The 21,915-nt window shown below is 45.4% G+C and carries 17 protein-coding genes; 12 read left to right on the top strand and 5 right to left on the bottom strand.

The features are described from left to right. Positions 1-329: 329 nt before the first annotated feature. Positions 330-1,343 (bottom strand): LLM class flavin-dependent oxidoreductase, encoded by a 1,014-nt coding sequence (locus R50345_RS28700; protein WP_170880330.1) that lies wholly within the window; start codon positions 1,341-1,343, stop codon positions 330-332. Between the two features lie 256 nt (positions 1,344-1,599). Here R50345_RS28700 and R50345_RS28695 point away from each other — a divergent pair, with 256 nt between their 5' ends. The 5 genes from R50345_RS28695 (at position 1,600) to pgmB (ending at position 9,808) form a co-directional block, all read left to right on the top strand. Beyond that, entirely contained in the window at positions 1,600-2,604 is a 1,005-nt protein-coding gene (locus R50345_RS28695) for a LacI family DNA-binding transcriptional regulator (protein WP_042131502.1), read from the top strand. A gap of 331 nt (positions 2,605-2,935) precedes the next feature. Beyond that, positions 2,936-4,360: an ABC transporter substrate-binding protein gene (locus R50345_RS28690; protein WP_042131501.1), complete on the top strand. Its 1,425-nt coding sequence runs from the start codon at positions 2,936-2,938 to the stop codon at positions 4,358-4,360. A gap of 106 nt (positions 4,361-4,466) precedes the next feature. Continuing rightward, complete coding sequence (locus R50345_RS28685; RefSeq protein ID WP_042131500.1) at positions 4,467-5,591, top strand: carbohydrate ABC transporter permease; 1,125 nt, start codon at positions 4,467-4,469, stop codon at positions 5,589-5,591. Then, on the top strand, positions 5,591-6,682 hold the full coding sequence (locus R50345_RS28680; protein ID WP_042131499.1) for a carbohydrate ABC transporter permease: 1,092 nt from the start codon (positions 5,591-5,593) through the stop codon (positions 6,680-6,682). The genes R50345_RS28685 and R50345_RS28680 overlap by 1 nt, the downstream gene beginning before the upstream one ends. A 120-nt stretch (positions 6,683-6,802) precedes the next feature. After that, a complete protein-coding gene (gene pgmB, locus R50345_RS28675; RefSeq protein WP_081954216.1) occupies positions 6,803-9,808 on the top strand; it encodes a beta-phosphoglucomutase in 3,006 nt (1,001 codons plus the stop codon). 70 nt (positions 9,809-9,878) lie between these two features. Here the strand turns inward: pgmB and R50345_RS28670 are convergent, their stop codons facing one another. From R50345_RS28670 to R50345_RS28660, 3 genes are read right to left on the bottom strand one after another with little or no spacing between them, the layout of a single operon-like run. Continuing rightward, positions 9,879-11,270 carry an aldehyde dehydrogenase gene (locus tag R50345_RS28670; protein ID WP_042131498.1) on the bottom strand — a complete coding sequence of 464 codons (1,392 nt, stop codon included), beginning with the start codon at positions 11,268-11,270 and terminating at the stop codon, positions 9,879-9,881. Between the two features lie 33 nt (positions 11,271-11,303). After that, positions 11,304-12,278: an aldo/keto reductase gene (locus R50345_RS28665; protein ID WP_042131497.1), complete on the bottom strand. Its 975-nt coding sequence runs from the start codon at positions 12,276-12,278 to the stop codon at positions 11,304-11,306. A 27-nt stretch (positions 12,279-12,305) separates the two neighbouring features. Continuing rightward, positions 12,306-13,178 carry a LysR family transcriptional regulator gene (locus R50345_RS28660; RefSeq protein WP_042131496.1) on the bottom strand — a complete coding sequence of 291 codons (873 nt, stop codon included), beginning with the start codon at positions 13,176-13,178 and terminating at the stop codon, positions 12,306-12,308. Between the two features lie 96 nt (positions 13,179-13,274). On the opposite strand from R50345_RS28660, the gene R50345_RS28655 reads away from it, so the two are divergent. After that, positions 13,275-14,162: a DMT family transporter gene (locus tag R50345_RS28655; protein WP_042131495.1), complete on the top strand. Its 888-nt coding sequence runs from the start codon at positions 13,275-13,277 to the stop codon at positions 14,160-14,162. Positions 14,163-14,343: 181 nt separating this feature from the next. On the opposite strand, the gene R50345_RS28650 is transcribed toward R50345_RS28655, so the two are convergent. After that, the gene (locus R50345_RS28650) at positions 14,344-15,441 is read right to left on the bottom strand and encodes an FUSC family protein (RefSeq protein WP_042131494.1); all 1,098 of its coding nucleotides are present in this window, start codon (positions 15,439-15,441) and stop codon (positions 14,344-14,346) included. 308 nt (positions 15,442-15,749) lie between these two features. Between R50345_RS28650 and R50345_RS28645 the strand changes: the two genes are divergently transcribed. The 6 genes from R50345_RS28645 (at position 15,750) to R50345_RS28620 (ending at position 21,826) form a co-directional block, all read left to right on the top strand. After that, positions 15,750-16,859 carry an ABC transporter ATP-binding protein gene (locus R50345_RS28645; RefSeq protein ID WP_042132553.1) on the top strand — a complete coding sequence of 370 codons (1,110 nt, stop codon included), beginning with the start codon at positions 15,750-15,752 and terminating at the stop codon, positions 16,857-16,859. Continuing rightward, positions 16,849-17,661 (top strand): ABC transporter permease, encoded by an 813-nt coding sequence (locus R50345_RS28640; RefSeq protein WP_042131493.1) that lies wholly within the window; start codon positions 16,849-16,851, stop codon positions 17,659-17,661. The genes R50345_RS28645 and R50345_RS28640 overlap by 11 nt, the downstream gene beginning before the upstream one ends. Continuing rightward, on the top strand, positions 17,651-18,484 hold the full coding sequence (locus R50345_RS28635; protein WP_042131492.1) for an ABC transporter permease: 834 nt from the start codon (positions 17,651-17,653) through the stop codon (positions 18,482-18,484). The genes R50345_RS28640 and R50345_RS28635 overlap by 11 nt, the downstream gene beginning before the upstream one ends. Beyond that, positions 18,481-19,554, top strand: a complete 1,074-nt coding sequence (locus R50345_RS28630) for an ABC transporter substrate-binding protein (protein ID WP_042131490.1) — start codon at positions 18,481-18,483, stop codon at positions 19,552-19,554. Before R50345_RS28635 ends, R50345_RS28630 begins: the two co-directional genes overlap by 4 nt. Positions 19,555-19,787: 233 nt before the next feature. Further along, positions 19,788-20,462 carry a response regulator transcription factor gene (locus tag R50345_RS28625; protein ID WP_042131489.1) on the top strand — a complete coding sequence of 225 codons (675 nt, stop codon included), beginning with the start codon at positions 19,788-19,790 and terminating at the stop codon, positions 20,460-20,462. Continuing rightward, positions 20,459-21,826, top strand: coding sequence for a sensor histidine kinase (locus R50345_RS28620; protein WP_042131488.1), 1,368 nt, complete (start codon positions 20,459-20,461; stop codon positions 21,824-21,826). The genes R50345_RS28625 and R50345_RS28620 overlap by 4 nt, the downstream gene beginning before the upstream one ends. Positions 21,827-21,915: the final 89 nt, after the last annotated feature.

The following is a 21,915-nucleotide window of genomic DNA, read 5'->3' as shown; positions in this document are numbered from 1 at the left end:
GAATCTTTCCGAAAGAACGAAGGAAGAGGGGGATAGCTAAAACATAATTCGTTCGTTATAGCGAATACATAAAGTATAATCAAAATGATATCTAAAGAAAAACGATGTATTACAACCAATTAGGTCATATTTGGTTAAATAATAAGTATATTATCTATTTATCTGTTGATTTCTCTCTATATCTCTTTATTTTTATGTTTGTTCATATCTTAATAGTGTTTTATTAAGAACGGCTTTGGAAATAAAACAAAAAAAGGCAGGACGTTAATCTGAAACGGAAGAATTCCCGATAGTCAGATAAAATGTCCTGCCTTGTTAAGTTTGCAATCTTACAGTTCTTTCATAGCCTCTGCTACAATTTCATAAGAACGAAGACGAGCCTCATGATCATAAATTCCTGCAGAGATAATCAGTTCATCTGCTTGGGTCTCTTTCAGAATGGCTTGAAGTCTTTCTTTAATCGCCGCTTTATCGCCAGAGAAAGAATAACGCTGCTTATCGAGCATGATTGCCTTTTCTTGTATCGACCATAACCCATCCATACTTTCAACGGGAGGTTGTAGCTTTCCGGTACGCCCACGGATGATATTGAGGAACTGCTGCTGCTGCGAGGTAGCCAGCTTTCTTGCCTCATCTACGGTGTCGGCCGCTGTAACCCCTAGTCCGATCATAACATAAGGCTTGTCTAGTGCTTCTGATGGACGGAAATTACTGTGGTATATGTGCAGGGCCTGAAGTAAATACTCAGGTGCAAAATGGCTGGCAAAGGCAAAAGGCAAACCTAGCTTGGCTGCTAGCTCAGCACTAAAGCCACTGGAGCCTAAGAGCCAGATTGGAACATTTAGGCCTTCTCCAGGAACCGCACGCACGCCAGCTGGACGGGATCCTGCGCCTGCAGGGTCGAAGTAAGCTCTTAACTCACTTAGCTGCTCAGGGAATTCACTGCCATCGCTTCCGAGGCCACGACGCAGCGCACGGGAAGCTGGTTGATCAGATCCGGGTGCTCTGCCCAGTCCAAGATCGATCCGTCCCGGATATAGAGATTCGAGTGTGCCGAATTGTTCGGCAATGACTAGTGGCGCATGGTTGGATAACATAATACCACCAGAGCCAACACGTATGCTTTGAGTGCCACCCGCGATATGTCCGATCAAGAGTGAGGTAGCAGAGCTGGCCACTCCGATCATATTATGATGCTCAGCAAACCAATACCGATGATAGCCCCACTTCTCAGCATGTCGGGCTAAATCTAGAGAGTTATGGAAAGAGTCTGCTGCTGTCCCTCCTTCCACAATAGAAGCTAAGTCCAGCACGGAGAATCGAATGTCCCGAGGTTGTTTCAATGTTATCCCTCCTATAATAAATGCTCTATGCTCCTAGAGCAGTATTTGCAGCTATGAATATCGCTACTCGGCTAGTATATCATGAAATAAAACTATATACACACTTTAAGTAAGTTGTATGTTCACAGAATGAGGAAAGAGAAGGACAAGATTAATTAATAAAAATAATGTAAGCGCTTCAAAAATTCTGTTGTTATTTCCAAACGGGCTTGCTATAATCACTTCGAAAAGTCCCCTAAAAAAGGAAGTTATCATAATGAAGCCAACCATAAGAGATGTTGCCAGAATGGCCGAGGTGTCAATTAGCACGGTATCACGTGTTATGAATGCACCGAATTCGGTAGTGGAGAGCAAACGGAATCGAGTGATGGAGGCTGTAGAACGATTACGGTATCAACCTAATTCATTTGCACGTGGTCTGATTTACAAGAAGTCTTTTACACTGGGTCTGCTTATTCCCGATATTGAGAACCTATACTTCGCTGGGGTGATTCGGGGAATGCAGGATGCATGCATCAAGCTTGGGTACAGTCTAATGATCTGCAATACAGACCGCGATAAAGAACGGCTACTGTCCTATATTGATAACTTCCATGAGAAACAGGTAGATGGAATCGTATTTGCCAGTGATGTCCTTTATCCTGAATATCATGACAAATTGATCGGTTGTAGAATTCCGTTTGTGCTAGTGTCCTCGCATTCTGATGAGTTCGACATTCCAAATGTGGAGGTGGATGATGAAGCAGCTGCTTATGATGCGGTGAAGTTCCTGATTGATTTAGGTCATAAAGATATTGGTATGATTGGCTTTAACCATGATAATTCTGTATCAGGCCCACCACGCTATGAAGGGTTTGTAAGGGCGCTAACAGAGTCAGGGCTACAGCAAAATATCGTGAAGAGCAAATATGCCAGCCACCGGTTTGAACATGCTTACCAAGCTGCGCATGAATTATTTACGGATTACCCCGAGATAACTGCTGTGTTCTGTGTTGCTGATGAATTCGCGATGGGGACGATTTCTTATCTGAAGGATCGTAACATTCTTGTTCCAGGTCAGGTATCTGTGATTGGGTTTGATAATTTAAGAATGTCAGGGATGTTCATTCCGAAGTTAACTACAATTGCCCAACCGATTTACGAGTTAGGGTATCGTGCTGCCGAGAAGCTGCATGAATTACTTACAACAGGAGAAGTGCAGGTATTGAATGAGAAGATGGAGCATAAGCTGATTGTGCGAGAATCTACACGGGAGAAATAAGGGTAGTTCACTTTTGTACCACCCTCTGAAAAGCTTTTCAGAATTTCGGACTAATTTTAATTAATAATTGAATATCTGCTTGGACAATAAAAATAATTTTTACCAAAACATTTCAGATATGGATTGGAAACGCTTACTTTATGTGATACTATAACAAATGTAAGCGCTACAATTAATTGGAACTTGTGATTCGATTCTTATTTAGTATAGATCCTTAGATTCTGAAAAGCTTTGCAAGGAGGTGATCTGCTACAAGCTGCTTTTACATGCCAGGGTACCGGATGATTGAGTCAGAAGCAATCTCTAAATCCATTAAAGGGGATGTACAAAGATGAAGAAGACCTCAGGACGTAAGAAGTCATTGGCTTTAGTACTGTGTTTATCCTTCACTATGATGCTGAGCGCATGCGGCGGGGGCAATAACAACAATGCAGCGCCTACAGATCCGCCTGCGGCGACTACCAGCCCAACAGCAGATAACACCGAGAAAGCAACGGCTGCTCCAAGCACCGAGCCTACGGGGTCTCCACTAGAGCTAGCCATGAAAGGCGACTATAAAGGAACTAAAGTAACGATGTTCGGCCCCTTCGTGGATGCTGACCAAGTGAAATTTGAGAATAGTATCAAAGAGTTTGAAGAGAAGACCGGAATTGATATTCAATACGAGGGCTCCAAAGAGTTCGAAGCTACGATAAACATTCGTGTAGACGGTGGAAATGCGCCGGATATCGCGGACTTTCCACAGCCGGGTCTGTTAGCCTCGATTGCTAAGACTGGTAAGGTTATCGATTTGACCAACGTGCTGGATCAAGCTAAATTGACGGCTAATTACAACAAGAGCTGGCTCGATATGTCTAACATGGACGGGAAAGACGGCAAGATCATGGCGGGGATTTGGAACCGCAGTAACGTAAAGAGCTTAGTCTGGTATCCGAAGAAACAATTTGATGAAGCGGGCTACAAGGTTCCTGAGACTTGGGATGAGATGATGGCTCTGACGGAACAAATTGCTAAAGACGGCGATCCTGCTTGGGCAATTGGAATCGAGAGTGGTGCTGCAACAGGCTGGCCAGCAACAGACTGGGTAGAAAATATAATGCTGCGCACAACTACACCTGAGAATTACGATAAATGGGTAAAAGGTGAGCTGCCATTCACTTCTCCAGAAGTGAAGAATGCAGTAGAAGTAATGTCTAAAATCTGGCTCAACAAGGATTATGTCTATGGTGGTGCTAAATCCATTGTGACGACATCGTTCGGGGATGCACCGGCACCAATGTTCAATAATCCGCCTAAAGCTTGGTTTAATATGCTCGGTAACTTTATTACAAGCTTTTTCCCTGAAACGGCAAAGGTTGATGTAGATTACGATTGGTTCTACTTGCCGCCTATTGATCCTCAATATGGCAAACCGGTGCTAGTTGCTGGCGATATTTACGCTATGTTCAACGATCGTCCTGAAGTACGTGCGGTTATGGAATTCTTCACTACAGGTGAGTCCATTAAGAGCTGGGTACAGTCGGGCGGCGTAATTGCGCCAATGAACGATGCTTCCCTCGATTGGTATACCTCAGAATCCGACCGCCGGATGGCGAAGCTGGTTCAGGATGCTTCCACACTGCGCTTTGATGGCTCTGACTTGATGCCGGGTAAAGTAGGTGCAGGTACCTTCTGGAAAGGCATGACCGACTATGTAAGTGGTACAGCGACGCTGGATCAAGCGTTGGAACAAATCCAGTCTGGCTGGAACAACTAACCTAATATTGAAAGCACACAGTTAAAAGAGGGGCAGCGGGAATTGAGAGTACTCTGCCCCTCTTTTTGTTTTCCAAAGCGCGAGTATAGGAGGAGCTGGAGCTAATATGGGTGCACAAACACAAACACAACCACAGCCACAGAGGGAGCCGCAATCACAAGCTAAGCAAGCTGTCAGGCTTAGGGCGGTATTACTGTCTCTTCTAGTATTGATTGCTAACGTTGTTGTGAATGGCTTGATCTTTTTATTCTTTCGGGATTCGACGTTAAACCCACTACTAACAGCAGTTCTAGCCGTTCTTTGGGGAGTTCTGGGCGTCTATCTGATCTACTACACACTTACCTGGGCAGTTGAACAATATCCTGATCATATACGCCGAAAGGTGTTGCCCTATATTTTTATAGGTCCGGCAGTGATTTTATTGGGGTGGCTATTGGTGCTGCCTGCACTGCGAACACTCTATTTGAGCTTTTTTAATGCTTCTTCAGAGAAATTTGTAGGCCTGAGCAACTATGCTGCGATCTTTAGCGACCATCTGATGGCGACGGCACTGCGTAACAATTTACTTTGGGTGTTCATAGGTACACTGGCATGTGTAGCTTTTGGACTCCTAATTGCAATTCTTGCAGATCGAAGCAGCTACGAGAAAATCGCCAAATCGATCATTTTTATGCCGATGGCTATTTCTTTTGTCGCAGCAGGGGTCATCTGGAAGTTTGTATATTACTATCAACCCGGTGATGAACAAATTGGACTATTGAACGCCATCGTTACTTATTTTGGGGGAGAACCACAGGCATGGACGAGTATGCTTCAGCCGTGGAATAACTTTTTCCTCATTATTATTCTGATCTGGATGCAGACTGGGTTTGCGATGGTAATATTCTCTGCAGCTATCAAGGGAGTTCCTGACGACATTCTGGAAGCTGCACGGGTGGATGGTGCTAATGAGGTGAAGATCTTCTTTGGAATCATGATCCCTTATATTTCAGCAACTATTCTGACTGTGACAACGACCATTATCGTCTTTACGTTGAAAATATTTGACGTCGTCATGGTGATGACAGGAGGTCAATACGATACAGAGGTAGTGGCTACGCAGTTTTACCGGCAATTCTTTATGTACCGAAACTTCGGTTACGGCTCCACGCTGGCTATTGTTCTGCTGATCGCGGTGTTGCCAGTGATCATAATCAATCTACGTCAGTTCCGTAAGCAAGGGGGATTCTAATGGCCGGGAAAAAGAAGAGAAAAGGCAGCAAGACGATTGTAAATATCGTGCTGGGTGTGATTTGCTTCATTTGGCTACTTCCGACGCTGGGGCTGTTTATTTCCTCCTTTCGTCCGGCTGCCGATATTTTGCAGACTGGATGGTGGAAAGCTTTTCCCCATCAGGAGTGGAAGGCTGGAGAGACCCTTCAGTTATCGAAGGATGTGGATCTGCGGGAGCCGATTGAGGTAAACGGCAAAACCTATACCGATGATCAACTGAAGGCAGGCGTGAAGGCCGATGGCAGTCGTTTGATGTGGGAGAACCGTAGAGCACGTACCATAAATCAACAGGAACAAGGCTGGAAAATGACACCGGATCTCACATTGGATAACTATAATAATGTGCTCTCGGGTAAGGAATATAAGCTCAAGCAAGCTGATGGCAGTGAAACGGTGCAAAAAGGTACCGGATTGTCGCAAGCCTTCTGGAATACACTGACGATTGCTGTTCCGGCGACGGTTATTCCGGTGTTGATTGCTTCTTTTGCTGCTTATGCATTTGCTTGGCTGCGTTTTCCTGGACGGCGAACACTCTTTGTCATCATTATCGCTATGCTCGTTATTCCAATCCAAGTGGCACTTATTCCAGTGCTTAAAGATTATACCGCGCTTGGACTGAACGGAAGCTATTTGGGCATTTGGCTGGCGCATACAGCTTTTGGGCTACCGCTAGTTACGTACTTTATGTATAACTTTATCAGTCAGCTACCTAAGGACTTGTTTGAGTCGGCTTTTATGGATGGGGCGAGCCATTTCACTATTTTCAGTAGATTGATACTACCGTTATCTGTGCCTGCACTGGCTTCTATCGGAATCTTTCAATTCTTATGGGTGTGGAATGATTATTTAGTCTCGCTGATTTTTATCGGCAATCAACCTTCTGTTCAGGTCATGTCGATGAAAATTGCCGACTTAGTAGGCTCACGGGGCAACGACTGGCATTTACTCACCTCGGCTGCATTTATCTCCATGCTGATGCCGCTCGCTATTTTTTTCCTGCTGCAAAAGTATTTCGTCAGAGGACTTATGGGTGGATCGATAAAAGGCTGATTTGAACATTGTGGAAACGTAAGCAAAACACCTTCGCGGGAATTACAAGGCTAAAGTATAGCGTCAAATTTATACTTTCTTATAACTGAACAAAACTGTGTCAGGGGGGGACTTAGAGAGATGAAGATGAAACCATACGTACATCCAGCTGCAGTATATCCTTACCGGGAGTGGAGCCTAGATGAAGAAAATTATAATGAAGAGAACAATCAAAGAAGCGAAAGTGTATTTGCTCTTGGTAATGGATATATTGGCATGCGCGGTAATTTCGAGGAAGGCTACCATGGCCACTCGGGCTCATCTGTAACAGGGAACTATTTGAATGGATTTTTTGATTCCGAGCCTATTGTATACCCAGAGGGAGCTTATGGTTATCCTTCCCGCAATCAAGCTATGCTTAACGTGCCGGACGCCAAGATTATTGAGCTGAGCATTGAGGGGCATGCCTTTCAGTTAAACAGTGGAAAAGTGCATCGGTATGAACGGCAGCTGGATATGCGAAATGGAATCCTACATCGACAGTTAGAATGGGAATCTCCTGCCGGACACAGGGTAGAGCTGAACATTCGGCGGATGGTGGCTTTGCAGCATAAACATTTAGCCGCCATCGATTACGAGGTCACGGCCTTGAATTTTGAAGGGCCCCTAATGCTCACTTCATCGATCGATGGTGAGATTCAAAGGCCGGGGGTTACGGATGACCCCCGGCTGGGCTCGGGGAGTAAAGAACCTAGTTTGCTGCTGGTGGATACCGGTCATGAGCTCGAACAGAACTTTTTGTGGATGAAGCATAGGACTCGGCATACCCGGTTTGCGCTACTAACAGGGGTGAGCCATAGTCTGAATTGTAGCTCTGGATATGAAAGGGCCGTGCAGCTAGAAGGTCAGCGATTATCCATGCAATGGATTGTTCCGGTGGTGATGGGGGAAAGGATCTCCTTGACCAAGTACATTTCATATCATACCTCTAAGGATTACATAGAAGATGAGCTGTTAAGCAAGTGCTTGGGAGTGCTGAGCTTGGCGGAGAATGGTGGGTTTAAAGCTCTGGTTCAAGAACAACGGGCTTTTTTGGATCATTTCTGGGCACATACTGATGTGGAGATTCAGGGGGATCTTGCGCTTCAACAGGGTATCCGCTTTAATGCGTTTCAATTGCTGCAATCCGTAGGACGTGACGGGGTTACGAACATCGGGGCCAAGGGCCTGACGGGAGAAGGATACGAAGGTCACTATTTTTGGGATACCGAGATGTACATGATCCCCTTCTTTACATTCACACAGCCGGAGATTAGCCGGAAGCTACTCGAATTTCGTTATGCCACGTTAGATAAGGCGCGGGAGCGAGCAGCGGTGATGTCTCAGAGGGGAGCATTATATCCTTGGCGTACCATAGATGGCGCTGAGAACTCTTCTTATTTTCCGGCAGGAACAGCACAAATGCATATTAACGCGGATATTGCCTATGCCATTAAACAGTATGTGCGGGCTACTGGAGATGATGAGTTTTTAGTTCTGAAGGGAGCCGAGATTATATTCGAGACCTCCCGTTTTTGGGTAGATCTGGGTCATTTTAATCCGGCTAGGGAGGGTGCGTTCTGTATTGATGCGGTAACGGGTCCCGATGAGTATACAGCTATCGTTAACAATAATGCGTACACTAATCTAATGGTACGAGATCAACTCTATTATGCATATGAGACAGCCAAACTGCTAGGCAAGCAGTATCCGGAGCATTTTGAACGTCTGAAGCGCAAGATTGGTCTGACTGAGAAAGAGCCAGGTGATTGGCTACTTGCAGCGGAGAAGATGTATATCCCTTTTGATGAGGGGCTGGGCATCTATGCTCAGGATGATACTTTTCTGACTAAGAAGAAGTGGGATTTCGAACATACGCCAGAGGATAAATATCCGCTACTGCTCCATTACCATCCGCTGGTAATTTACCGTCATCAGGTGCTCAAACAGGCAGATTTGGTGATGGCCATGTTCCTGCTGGGTGATCAGTTTAGCTTGGCGGACAAGATCCGCAATTACAATTACTATGAGCCGCTGACGACACATGATTCTTCTTTGTCTCCGTGCATTCACAGTATTATTTCTGCTGAGATTGGTGATTTAGCAGGGGCCTATTCCTATTTTGATCGTACGGTACGGATGGACTTGGATGATATTAACCGCAATGTGAAGGACGGGCTACACACTGCTGCTATGGCGGGTTCTTGGCTGTCGATTGTAAATGGTTTTGGTGGGATGCGCTTATGTGGCGGTATGCTATCCTTTAATCCTGTCTTGCCGGCACAATGGGACAGCTATCGGTTTAAAGTAACAAGCGGTGGACAGCTATTGGATATTTATGTGGATGATAAGGTAGTCGTCTATACCCTATTAGTAGGTGATGTGATTGAGATTCTGCATAAGGGAAATCTGGTGCAGCTGACTGCAAAGAAGCCGTTGTCCCTTTCAATTACAAAGCAGCTTGAGGCTGTTATTTTCGAACTGGACGGGGTTATTACCGATTCTGGAGAGCATCATTATCTGGCCTGGAAAGCCTTAGCCGATGAGCTGGCGATTTCTTTTGATAGAGAGAAGCATGTACGTCTGAAGGGCCATAGCCGAATGGAATGTTTAGAAATTCTACTGGAGGGAAGCGGCCTGAATTTACCCCAACCGGTAAAGGGAATGCTCTGCAACAAAAAGAACGAAAAGTATAAACAGCTAATTCAACAAATGACACCGGATGATTTGCTCCCGGGTATCCATAGTCTGCTGACCAGTTTGAAAGAAAAGCGAATCCCCGTTGGGCTGGCTTCAACCAATGAGAATGCGATGTTGATTCTTGAACACTTGAAGATTGGGCGTTTGTTTCAGGCTATTGCTGATCCCAAAAACATTCGTAGGGGCAAACCAGATCCGGAAATTTATTTGCAGGTTACTGAGATGCTGGGCATCTCACCTGACTGCTGCGTAGGTGTCGAGGATACAGAGGAGGGGATAGCTGCCGTTAAAGCCGCTGGTCTGAGGTCTGTTGGAGTTGGAGATATGTCTATGAGAGATAGTGCTGAACTATGGGTTCCTTCTACCTCGGAGTTACAGGTAGAGAATTTGGTACAGTTGTTTCAGTAGTGAAAAGTCTTGCTCCTGAAAAGTCTGATAAACAGCAAGCCTCCCGATCATGGGAGGCTTGCTGTTTTGTCTATTTCAATACTTTCCGCACCAGCTTGACCTTATTCCCATAGGGTGGGTATACAATCCCGAGGTCGATTCGTGTACCTCTCTTGACGATGCTTTTGCGATGGGAAAAGACTTCAAAGCTGTGTTTACCGTGATAACTGCCAATTCCAGAATTGCCGACTCCACCAAATGGCAGGTTAGTGTTCGCCACATGAGAGATCGTATCATTGATGCAGCCACCACCAAATGAGACTCGGGAAAGTACCTCTTGTTCAACATGTTTATCCTCTGTGAACAGATAAAGCGCAAGCGGTTTTGGATGCTCGTTAATACTCCGGATCGCATCATCCAATTGATGGTACTCCAATATGGGTAGGATCGGACCGAAGATCTCATCCTCCATAGAAGCATCAGTCCAAACCGCAGGATAGATTAGTGTAGGTTCAATATAACGTTCTTCTGAAATGACGGTTCCGCCCAGTACCACCTTTTCCCGATCCCGCTCAATGAGGTCGGAAAGTCTTTGCAGCTGGCGCTCATTCACGATCCGGCCATAGTCAGTATTCGGCTGTGCATTTTGACCGTAGAATTCAGTGATTTGATGTTTGATTTTGGTGATCAATTCATTAGCAATGTCCTTTTGTACAAGCAAATAATCGGGCGCAATACAGGTTTGACCGGCATTTAATAATTTGCCCCATACGATTCGCTTCGCTGCAATATCCAGATTGGCTGATTTGTCGACAATGACCGGACTTTTCCCGCCGAGCTCCAAAGTTACAGGTACTAGATTTTTCGCAGCGGCTTCCATAACGATCTTTCCGACCGGAACACTACCCGTGAAGAAAATATAATCAAACCTGGCATGGATCAGTAAATTCGTTGTCTCTTTCTCCCCCTGAACTACGCGGATATACTGTGGTTCGAAGGTTTCCTGAATAAGCTGCTCTATCACAGCCGTTATAGCAGGTGTGCTCTCCGATGGCTTGAGGACAGCGCAGTTGCCGGCGGCAATGGCACCGATCAGCGGCTCAATCAGCAACTGAAACGGATAATTAAATGGGCCAATAATGAGTGCAGTACCGTAAGGTTCACTTAAGATATAACTCTTTGCAGGAAATAAATGGAGTGGTGATCTAACCTTTACGGGTTTCGACCAACGTTTGAGATGCTTCATCATGTAACCGAGGCTGTCCAAGGTGAAGCCGATTTCTGTGGCATAAGCCTCGAACTCACTTTTTCCTAAATCTTGATGTAAGGCAGCCATGATCCGACTCTCGTATCGTTTAATACTGTCTTTAAGTTTTTGCAGCTGACTCAGTCGAAAAGCAACCTCTTTCGTTACGCCACGATTAAAAAAGTCCTTATGCTCTTCAAGCATCACTTGGATGCTAGCCGTTGTCTGTGGAGTCATAATACTCCCCTCCTTCTTTGTAATAGGCCCGATTTATGGGAGCCGGTAAAAGGCAAAGGGCTCGCCAAAGCGAAAGGAAGCACTTGCCTCATCTAGCTTGCAAACCGTTTCTTCATTAAGCGGAATGGACGTGCTTTGCAGATTCTGTTCCAGCTGTTCCACGCGTGTAGCCCCAACAATAACTGTCGAGACGGCAGGACGATTCATGAGCCAAGCTAAGGAAAGCGCAGTAGAAGAGGTTCCCAGTTCTTCAGCAATTTGCCCAACTTTCTGCCCCAGTTCGATTCGGTCATGATCAAGGAATCTTTTGAAATTAGGATCGGTATCTGCTCTGGACCCTGAAGGTGTGGAGCCGCTTGAAGTATATTTGCCTGTGAGAATTCCGCCCGCCAGTGGAAAATAAGGAATAATTCCTACACCTTGATCAAGACAAAGGGAGAGAAGCTCATTCTCCGGCGTCCGATCCGCTAAGGAATAGCTGCACTGAATCGAAATATACTTGGCAAAGCTCCGAGCCTCACTGATTCCAATCGCCTTCATCAATTGCCATGCTGTATAGTTGGAAGCCCCGATATAGCGCACTTTTCCCGAAGATACCATATCGTCCAAGGTCCGTAACGTCTCTTCAAGTGGCGTATAGGGATCAAAGGTGTGAATCTGGTATAGATCGACATAGTCCGTTTGTAGACGGCGAAGACTATCTTCTAATTCCTGCATCAAATGGCGCCTTGAGGAGCCGCTTCCGTTAGGTCCGTCATGCTTAACTAAGCCTGCTTTAGTGGCGAGAACAGCCTCATGTCTTCTACCCTCCAAGGCCAGGCCGATGATTCGCTCGGATTCTGTTCCAGCGTAAATATTAGCGGTATCAATAAAGTTAATTCCATGATTCAGCGCAGCATGTACAATCTGAATGGAGGTCTCTTGATCTGCCCTTTTGCCAAAAGCGTTCGTTCCTAGTCCCAATGTGGATACTTGTAAGCCGCTATTCCCAAGTCTTGTAAAGTTCATACTCAGCACTCCTCATAATAAAATGATCTACTCTTGAGCAAAAAGATCCAGAGCTGTCTCGACGAACATCTTCACAGCAATGGAAGTATCGGTAAGCGAACTAACCGCGATATGTATATCTCTGAAGGCGTCGGGCTGTAGTTCGCGGGTAACTACATTTGGAGGTAAAGATAACAAGGACAACTCAGACATGACACCAACAGCCAGCCCCTCTTGAACCATATTAAGAGCCGTTGCGTAGTTATTCACCACGTATTTTACATTCAAATGGCTGCTACTTCTGCGGAATAAATCCACCACCGGCGGTTCATAGCCTGCTTTGCAGATCAGCATGGGCTCTCCCGCTAATTCTCTCACACCTATGACAGATCGTTTATGTAAGAGATGGTCATCTCTGATTACGGCATACAACTTTTCTCTATATAATGGGATAGTTTCGAACGATTCGCAGGGAGCAAGCAACAAGCCAACATCAATTTCTTTGGATTCCAGCCATTCTCTGACTTCGGCGATAGAGCCTTCTTGCAGGCTGATCGTGATATTCGGATATCGTGCAGTGATAGAGCTAATAATCTTCGGTAAAAAATAGGCAGAAGCCACGGGAAAAGCGCCAATCCGAATGCTTCCTTTCTCAAGTCCCCGCTCCGCGTAAATCTCCTGATTGACCTTATCAAAGCCCATTAGAATTTCACGAAAAATAACAAGGATACGCTTGCCGATGTCAGTAAGCATAAGACCGTTACGCCGATCCCGAAGTAATAGCTTAACATCCAGTTCGGCTTCTAGAGACGAGATCGCTCGACTGACAGCAGGTTGGGTCATATTCAGTTCTACACCAGCTTTGGTAAAACTACCGCTCTCGGCGATTTTGACGAACAAGCGAATTTGAGTATTGTTCATAACAAATATGATATGCCCCTTATGAGTATTATTCATTTCATTTATATTCTTAATTATTGTATCATTTGTGATGAATCTACACCAAGGAGTGAATACATGAATCAGCAGAAGAAAAGCATCATCCTTCTTATATTTTTGGTGATTGTATGGGGCATTAATTGGCCTATATCTAAAATCGCCTTAGACTACGCTCCGCCCTTATTATTTGCAGGTATCCGAACCGTCATCGGCGGATTTATTCTGATTCTAATTGCACTTCCTAAGGTGAAGGAGCTCCGCTTCAAGCAGCTCTGGCCGATCTATCTGACCTCGGCTATATTAAGTATTGTGTTCTATTATGGCTTTCAGACAATTGGCTTGCAGTATGTACCCGCAGGATTGTTCTCATCTATTGTGTTTCTGCAGCCGGTATTGCTGGGCATTTTTTCTTGGCTGTGGTTAGGAGAGAACATGTATGGACTCAAAATGGCGGGTCTATTGCTAGGGTTCCTCGGCGTAGCCTCCCTCAGTATTGGAGGACTTAATGGAAGCATCTCTATCTGGGGAATTATACTTGCTTTAGCCAGTGCATTGAGCTGGGCGTTAGGAACAGTATATATGAAACGAAATGCTGTGCGCGTGGATATGCTATGGATGACCGCTATGCAAATTTCGATCGGCGGTATCATTTTGCTGCTTTCGGGATCTACTACAGAGAAGTGGTCGGATATCACTTGGAGCGGAACGTTTATCATGGATACATTGTTTATCGCAATTTTTGTGATCGCGCTAGGATGGCTGATTTACTTCAAGCTGATTAACGAGGGAGAGGCAGGGAAGGTTGGATCATTCACCTTTTTAATCCCACTGATCTCGATAGGGACTAGCGTAGTCTTTTTAAATGAGCAGATTACCTTGAATCTTGTGATTGGCCTGTTGCTTATTGTTAGCAGCATCGTTCTGGTGAATGTGAGGATCGGGCGTGCCGCGAAGCAGTCGGTTTAGTTCAAATATAAAGTATAAGTAGTAATCAGGGTTCTAAGAGGGCATATTGATGAATAGGGAAGCATAAACGGCTTCGGCGTCCTTATAAAGACGGTAAGCGTTTAAGCGAGAAATATAAGGATAAAGTATAGTGTATAACTTATACTTTCTTATATTTGAACAAAAGGGACACCCCCGAAGCTTATAGCTTCTGGGAGAGTCCCTTTTTAATAAAGCGCAAAGCGCGTGCGACTTCAACCGTTGAGGGCCGAGTGGCTACGACATAAGTAGCAGATTTAGCACGTTCTACTTCTTCCAGCACCCGGTTTAGGTGACTGAAGACTGCGCCAAGATCACGAATACTTGCTAGCGAACAATTCCCTTGCAGTTCAGAGAAACTAGCCAATTGCAGATCACGAGCGTGTTGGATACAATCCGCAAGAGAACGTTGGCACTCGGCATCCGATAAAGTTTTGGTTCCATAAAGAGCAATACAATCTGCGGTTGCCTCCAGCACATCCTTCATCCAGTCTGAAGAGGCATGATGCGCCGGCAGAAGACGAATATCGTCTGCAATCTCTTTGACATAGGAATGAATGCTTTTTAGATGTGAGGTAGCCTCTATGAGCCCCTTCAGTTTACCACGGCACTGATAATGTGTGAGGGTATAGAACATTTCTTTCTGTTCCCGGCTGCTCTTTGACAGGAGTTTACCTGCTTCTTCCAGTAAATTATCTTTCGGAGAATCACGTCTTACGCCTACGAGATCTTTTAATGCATCCGCAAGCAGAAGACTTCCTTCGAATGCCAATGCTTTTACCTTGACGAACCTGTTCGGCGGCACGATAATCATATTGATGGCCAGGGCGATCAGCACACCAATAAATGTTTCCCCTATTCTCCAAAGCACGTAGTCATTCTGGTAAAAAGTAAGAGCTAGAACGGAAGTAACACCTACCTGTGAGACAGCTTGAATGTTCATCTTACAAGCAGTAGCGATACCAATCCCGATGAGTAGAATGAGCAGGATAGAAAGTCCACCTACATCAAAAAACTGGCCAACAACTAGGCTAACGATCCCGCCAAGAATAATGCCGATCAGGCGGTAGATTCCTTTTTCAAGCGATGCTTTAACGCTGGCTTGAGTGATGAGGATAGCCGCAAGGGGTGCAAAATATAAATATTGGCTACCATATATGCTGTGTACGGCGACCCACGAAAGTGAAGCAGCCAGCGTAATTCGTATCATGTAAAGTGAGAAACCATATTTTTCAAGGCGGTCTTGTAACCCCTCGTTCATTATCATTCATCTTCTTTCGGAAAAAAATGAAAAAACTGTCTGGTCTTTCAGTACGTTTTCATTATAGCATCCAAAAAAAGCCTTGGAAGACTGGATATTTTACAAAGTTGTTAAGTTTACGCATTCCTTTAATATGTACGCTATCGTATATAATGGTACAATCTAATATGCTATATCTATTGGAGTGTCAAATGAAAGGAGGAATTGTCGCTTATTAGCGCTGAGCATGCCCATTCGATTGTTCTCCGCGAGATGCGGGTAAAATAGTATTGTAATACTTAAGGTAAGGGAGGTTGTTAGCTATAGCTATTCAGGAAGGCACCATTATTTCATTTGAAGAGGTTACCAAGCAATATGACGACGAAGATCCGGTGTTGAAAGGAGTTAGCTTCGAGATAGAGCGCGGCAAATTCTATACACTACTTGGTCCATCAGGCTGTGGTAAAACGACTATTCTACGATTAATTGCTGGGTTCGCAGAGCCAACAAGCGGTTCAATCTATTTAAACGGTAAAGTGATTAACCACATTCCAGCCAATGAACGGCAGGTCAATACGGTCTTTCAGGATTACGCATTATTTCCACACCTGAACGTATTCGAGAATGTGGCTTTCGGACTGCGCATTAAGAAGCTTAAGAAAGACGTCATCGCGAAGAAGGTGCAGGAAGCACTAAGTTTCGTTAACCTTGTGGGCTACGAGCAGCGTGCCATTAACGAAATGTCTGGTGGTCAACGGCAGCGCGTGGCCATTGCCCGCGCGATTGTGAATGAGCCGCAGGTTCTATTACTGGACGAGCCTCTATCTGCGCTCGATCTGAAGCTGCGTACAGAGATGCAGTACATACTGCGTGAAATGCAGCAACGGCTAGGCATTACCTTTATTTTCGTTACCCATGACCAGGAAGAGGCACTCGCGATGTCCGACTGGATTTTTGTTATGAACAAAGGGAAAATCGAGCAAAGCGGTACGCCTAACGATATCTATGATGAGCCGATCAACCGTTTTGTGGCTGATTTTATTGGCGAGTCCAACATTGTGCCGGGGGTTATGATTGAAGACTATCTGGTGGAGTTTAACGGTCGGCGCTTCGAATGTTTCGATGCTGGGCTTAAACCAAACGAAGCTGTGGAAATAGTTATTCGTCCCGAAGATTTGGAGATTTCAACACTGGAGCAGGGTAAACTACGTGTGCGAGTAGATTCCCAGTTGTTCCGGGGCGTGCACTATGAAATCAGCTGTTATGATGAATCCGGACATGAATGGCTTGTGCATTCTACACGTAAGGCGACTGTAGGCAGTGAAATTGGCCTTTATTTTGACCCTGAAGCGATTCATGTTATGCGTTTCGGTGAAACGGAGGAAGAATTCGACAAACGTCTGGAAGCTTACGCCGAGGTGGAGAGTCATGAAGAATAAGGGCAGATCGTATTATCTCATCCCTTATTACCTGTGGATCGCCTTGTTTGTAATCGCACCGGTGCTACTTGTCATCTATTATTCTCTATTTGATCTGGACGGGCATCTTACGCTAGATAACTACGTGAACTTTTTTACACCTGTGTATTTAAAAATGTCGCTGACCTCATTCTGGTACGCGTTTCTAATTACAGCATTCTCTTTGCTGGTCGCCTATCCGGCGGCTTATCTGTTGACGAGAACGAAGCATAAGCAGCTATGGTTACTGCTGATTATTTTACCGACATGGATTAATTTGCTGCTGAAAACTTACGCTTTTATCGGCATATTCGGTACGTTCGGGCCGATTAACAATTTCTTTGATCTGCTGGGAATCGGAGAACAGCAAATTTTGTTTACGGGCTTTAGCTTTGTATTTGTATCCGTGTATATCTTTATCCCATTCATGATCCTGCCGATCTACAGTGCTTTGGAGGATCTCAATTTATCCTTGCTGGATGCGGCACGTGATTTGGGTGCTTCGGGCTGGACAACGTTCCGGCGCGTTATTTTTCCATTGACCATTTCGGGTGTACGTTCCGGATGTATGGCGGTATTCATACCAGCGCTGTCCCTGTTTATGATTACTCGTCTGATTGCAGGCAACAGGGTCATTACACTCGGTACTGCGATTGAGCAGCATTTTCTGGTCACACAGGACTGGGGCATGGGCTCCACGGTTGCAGTATTTCTGATTGCTATTATGGCGCTGTTCATGATTATTACAGGCGGATCGCGGAGAGGGGTGCGGAATGAGAAATAAAAACGGGTTCTCCAATCTGTACCTAGTGCTAGTGTTCGCTGTTCTGTATGCGCCAATCTTTTATTTGATGTACTATTCGTTCAACAGCGGGGGAACGATGCATAAATTCGAGGGCTTTACGCTGGATTATTATCGTGAGGTTCTTCAGGATACACGTTTGATTATTATCATGATCAACACGCTTGTAATCGCGCTTCTGTCCTCGGCTATCGCCACGCTTATCGCTATTATTGGTGCACTGGCCATTAAGAGTGTACAGAACCGCCGTGCTAAAAACACCTTGTTATCTCTGAACAACGTACTGATCGTTAGTCCGGATGTCATTATCGGTGCATCGTTCCTGATCCTGTTCACCATTGCTGGCATCAAGCTTGGCTTCGTGTCCGTCCTGCTCTCGCATGTCGCGTTCAGTGTGCCGATTGCCGTGTTGATGATTCTGCCGCATTTACAGGATATGAGTCCTTCATTGACGGATGCAGCGCGTGACCTTGGGGCAAGCCGCAAGGATGTTCTGACTAAGGTGATTCTGCCGATTATCAAACCGGGGATCTTTAGTGGATTCTTCATGGCGCTTACTTATTCGCTAGATGACTTTGCAGTTACGTTTTTCGTAACGGGTAACGGTTATTCGACGCTATCTGTTGAGATTTATTCCAGAGCTCGGCAAGGGGTATCGTTATCCATTAATGCTTTGTCGACGCTGATCTTCCTGTTCACGATACTGCTTGTTGTCGGTTATTACTTCTTGACTCTTAAGAAGAACCGTCAGAATACCTCGGAAGCTGTGGCGGAGCCGGTAGCGGAAGCGGGGGTGCCTAGATGAAACAGCTGGTAAATGCTTTTCTGGCGATCGTGATCACGGCATTTGCGCTAATGTACTTGGGCTCCTGGATGAACTCGAGAGAGGGCTATTCCGGAGGAAATACGCTGACTATCTATAACTGGGGCGACTATGTCGATCCTGATCTGTTGAAGGAATTTGAAAAAGAGACTGGATTAACGGTCATTTACCAAACATTTGACTCTAATGAGGCCATGCTAACGAAAGTGGAGCAGGGTGGAACTACTTTTGATGTCGTAATTCCTTCCGATTACGCCATTGCTAAGATGAAAGAAGAAAATCTGCTCATACCGCTAGATCATAACAAGATTCCGAATCTAAAGAATATTGATTCACGTTTTATGGACCTTTCTTTCGATCCTGGCAACAAGTATTCCGTACCTTATTTCTGGGGAACGGTCGGGATTATCTTCAACCCGGACATGACCCAAGGGATGGACTTCACCAGCTGGGATTCTCTCTGGGACAGCAGACTGAAGAACAATATTTTCTTGGTCGATGGAGCGCGTGAAGTGATGGGGATGGCTTTGAACAGCTTGCACTATTCCGTAAATGACCGGGATGAAGGGCATCTTCAAGAGGCGCTGACCAAGCTGAATAAACTGTCCCCTAACGTAAAAGCAATTGTCGGAGATGAAATCAAAATGCTGCTTGCAAATGAAGAAGCAGCGGTCGGGATTGTGTGGTCCGGTGATGCTTCTGAGATCATGGATGAGAATGATAAGCTGGATTATGTAGTGCCTGAGGAAGGCTCAAACAAGTGGTTTGATAACATGGTCATTCCACGAACTGCGGATAATGTGGATGGTGCGCATAAGTTCATTAACTTTATGCTTCGCCCAGATGTTGCGGCTAAGAATGCAGAATACGTAGGTTATTCCACACCTAACATTCCTGCGCTGGAGCTACTGCCGAAGGAAACCTCCGAGGATACCCGGTTCTACCCGCCTGCCGAGATTACGGATCGGCTTGAGGTGTATGATAACCTTGGGAAACGGATGCTTGCTCATTATAATGAGCTCTTCCTGAAGTTTAAGATGAATAAGAAGTAAGTCGTTTGGAGGTAAAGTCAAACGACTCCAAGAGCGTCTACATGCGGATTCCCGTGTTAGACGCTCTTTTTTTGAAGCTTAAGAAGGATAAGTTTCACGCTATATATTATCCTTATATTTTTCGCAGAAACAATCAACGTCCTGAAAGAATGCCGAGGGCAAGGCGCTCCTTCTTGGCCGGAAGAATATTGTAGTATAATGGCTAGGATGGATAACAGGAAAAGAGGGTACGAATGCCTACTATACTAGTTGCTGACGACGATGCGAACATTCGCGAACTTGTCTGTTTATTTCTACGTAACGACGGATTCGATACAGCTGAAGCTGCAGACGGCAAGGAAGCGCTAGCCGTTTATGGCTCTAAGCATATTGATCTTGTTGTACTCGATATTATGATGCCGATTATGGATGGTTGGACGCTCTGCAAGGAGCTCCGAAGAGCCGATCCTGATCTTCCCTTACTTATGCTCACTGCGAGGGGGGAGACCTGGGAAAAGGTGAAGGGCTTCGAACTGGGGACAGACGATTATTTGACGAAGCCATTCGATCCACTGGAGTTGACGGTTCGTGTTAGATCCTTACTGAAGCGATACAAGATTGGTTCCACACAGACGATCCAGTTCGGCGATGTCATCCTTGATCGGCAGACCTATAAGGTGATGAGAGGAACCGAGTCACTGACGTTGCCACTCAAGGAGTTCGAATTGTTGTATAAGCTCGCTGGAACGCCCGGGCAAGTCTATACGCGCGAGCAGTTAATTAATCAGATTTGGGGGATTGATTATGCTGGAGATGATCGAACGATAGACGTACATATTAAACGGCTGCGCGAACGGTTTGCGACTACACCTGATTTTCGAATCGAGACCGTGCGGGGACTAGGGTATCGGCTTGAGGTTTACGAATGATCCAATCGTTATATACACGTGTTGTTCTGACCTTTCTGGTCTCCGTGATCGGAGGCACACTGATTTCTCTATTTGTGACAACCTGGGTATTTCAAGATAAATTAAACGAAAACCTGCGAATTCCCTTACTTCGTTTTGGTCAGGACATCGCCCGGATATACGAAACCTTACCATCACGTGAAGCGGATGCTCTTATAAGTGGAATGAAGCAGCTTGATTCCTACCATATTCGAATTTACGATGAGAACGGCCAGTTCCAGTCTTACGGAGTGCTTAATGGAGAGAGCCCTGTTACCGTGACTAGGGAGCAACTAAAGAAAGTATTGGGTGGTGAAGCTGTTCAAGTTAAACCGAGTATAGGTTCTTCCAACCTCTTAGGACTACCTTTGAAAACTGAGATGGGAACAAAGGCGATGTTTGTGGAGCCGCTTGTGCCTCCTACTTTGTCTTCTACGAGGAATCTGCTATTTAATTTTTTGGCGTATTCATTAATAACGGGAAGCGTATTAATACTGGTCGCTTCTATGTTCTTAGTGAGACCGATCAAAAGGCTTACAAAGGCAACTAGGCGTATAGCAACTGGGGATTTCAATGTCGAATTAAATATTAAGCAGATGGGTGAGCTAGGTACCTTGGCTAATAGCTTCGAGGAAATGATGCACGATCTGCAGCATCTTGAGCAAATGCGCAGGGAGTTCGTAACGAATGTGTCGCATGAGGTTCAGTCTCCGCTTACCTCGATATCTGGTTATGCTATTGCGCTCAAGAAAGTAGCCCTCACAGAGGATGAACGAAATCGTTATCTCGACATTATAATTGCCGAAGCGGAGCGGATGTCCAAGATGAGCGATAGTCTGTTAAAGCTGAGTCTGCTTGAATCGCAATCGCAACAACTGCGGCTTATCACGTTCAGTCTTGATGAACAGATCAGACGGGTAATTGTGGCGATACAGCCCCAATGGTCGGCACGCAACATTAGCTTTGAACTTGATTTGAAACCGGTAATTGTATGGGCTGATCATGACCTGTTAAGTCAGGTGTGGACGAATCTCCTTGGCAATAGCATCAAATTCTCCAAAGATGACAGTGTGATAACCGTCAGTATCATCCAAGAGTTAAACAACGTGACCGTCCGAATATCCGACACTGGTATTGGCATTTCTCCTGAGGACCAAGAGCGCATATTTGAACGATTCTTCAAGGCAGATCGTTCCCACAGTCGCAAGTATGGCGGTAGCGGTATGGGACTGGCGATTGTCAAACAGATCGTCTCGCTTCATCAAGGTGACATTCGAGTGGAAAGTGAACCCGGAAACGGAACGACTTTCATCGTGACTTTACCTATCACAACACCGACAGCTTAAATTTGATTGCAAGGGCTATTCTTCATACTCCGGCGTTACATGCAAACCTCCTTGCGTGTGATGCCGGAGTTTTTTTGACCTGTTCATAT

The sequence above is a fragment of the Paenibacillus sp. FSL R5-0345 genome (assembly GCF_000758585.1).
Classification (GTDB): domain Bacteria; phylum Bacillota; class Bacilli; order Paenibacillales; family Paenibacillaceae; genus Paenibacillus_AQ.
The sequence above is the reverse complement of the archived record's forward strand: the minus strand, read 5'-3'. Positions and strand labels throughout refer to the sequence as shown.

What these genes read in the sequence shown, in the direction of transcription:
- R50345_RS28695 (WP_042131502.1), top strand. Translation starts at nt 1,600, where the DNA reads ATGAAGCCAACCATAAGAGATGTTGCCAGAATGGCCGAGGTGTCAATT.
- R50345_RS28690 (WP_042131501.1), top strand. Translation starts at nt 2,936, where the DNA reads ATGAAGAAGACCTCAGGACGTAAGAAGTCATTGGCTTTAGTACTGTGT.
- R50345_RS28685 (WP_042131500.1), top strand. Translation starts at nt 4,467, where the DNA reads ATGGGTGCACAAACACAAACACAACCACAGCCACAGAGGGAGCCGCAA.
- R50345_RS28680 (WP_042131499.1), top strand. Translation starts at nt 5,591, where the DNA reads ATGGCCGGGAAAAAGAAGAGAAAAGGCAGCAAGACGATTGTAAATATC.
- pgmB (WP_081954216.1), top strand. Translation starts at nt 6,803, where the DNA reads ATGAAGATGAAACCATACGTACATCCAGCTGCAGTATATCCTTACCGG.
- R50345_RS28670 (WP_042131498.1), bottom strand. Translation starts at nt 11,270, where the DNA reads ATGACTCCACAGACAACGGCTAGCATCCAAGTGATGCTTGAAGAGCAT.
- R50345_RS28665 (WP_042131497.1), bottom strand. Translation starts at nt 12,278, where the DNA reads ATGAACTTTACAAGACTTGGGAATAGCGGCTTACAAGTATCCACATTG.
- R50345_RS28660 (WP_042131496.1), bottom strand. Translation starts at nt 13,178, where the DNA reads ATGAACAATACTCAAATTCGCTTGTTCGTCAAAATCGCCGAGAGCGGT.
- R50345_RS28655 (WP_042131495.1), top strand. Translation starts at nt 13,275, where the DNA reads ATGAATCAGCAGAAGAAAAGCATCATCCTTCTTATATTTTTGGTGATT.
- R50345_RS28650 (WP_042131494.1), bottom strand. Translation starts at nt 15,441, where the DNA reads ATGAACGAGGGGTTACAAGACCGCCTTGAAAAATATGGTTTCTCACTT.
- R50345_RS28640 (WP_042131493.1), top strand. Translation starts at nt 16,849, where the DNA reads ATGAAGAATAAGGGCAGATCGTATTATCTCATCCCTTATTACCTGTGG.
- R50345_RS28635 (WP_042131492.1), top strand. Translation starts at nt 17,651, where the DNA reads ATGAGAAATAAAAACGGGTTCTCCAATCTGTACCTAGTGCTAGTGTTC.
- R50345_RS28630 (WP_042131490.1), top strand. Translation starts at nt 18,481, where the DNA reads ATGAAACAGCTGGTAAATGCTTTTCTGGCGATCGTGATCACGGCATTT.
- R50345_RS28625 (WP_042131489.1), top strand. Translation starts at nt 19,788, where the DNA reads ATGCCTACTATACTAGTTGCTGACGACGATGCGAACATTCGCGAACTT.
- R50345_RS28620 (WP_042131488.1), top strand. Translation starts at nt 20,459, where the DNA reads ATGATCCAATCGTTATATACACGTGTTGTTCTGACCTTTCTGGTCTCC.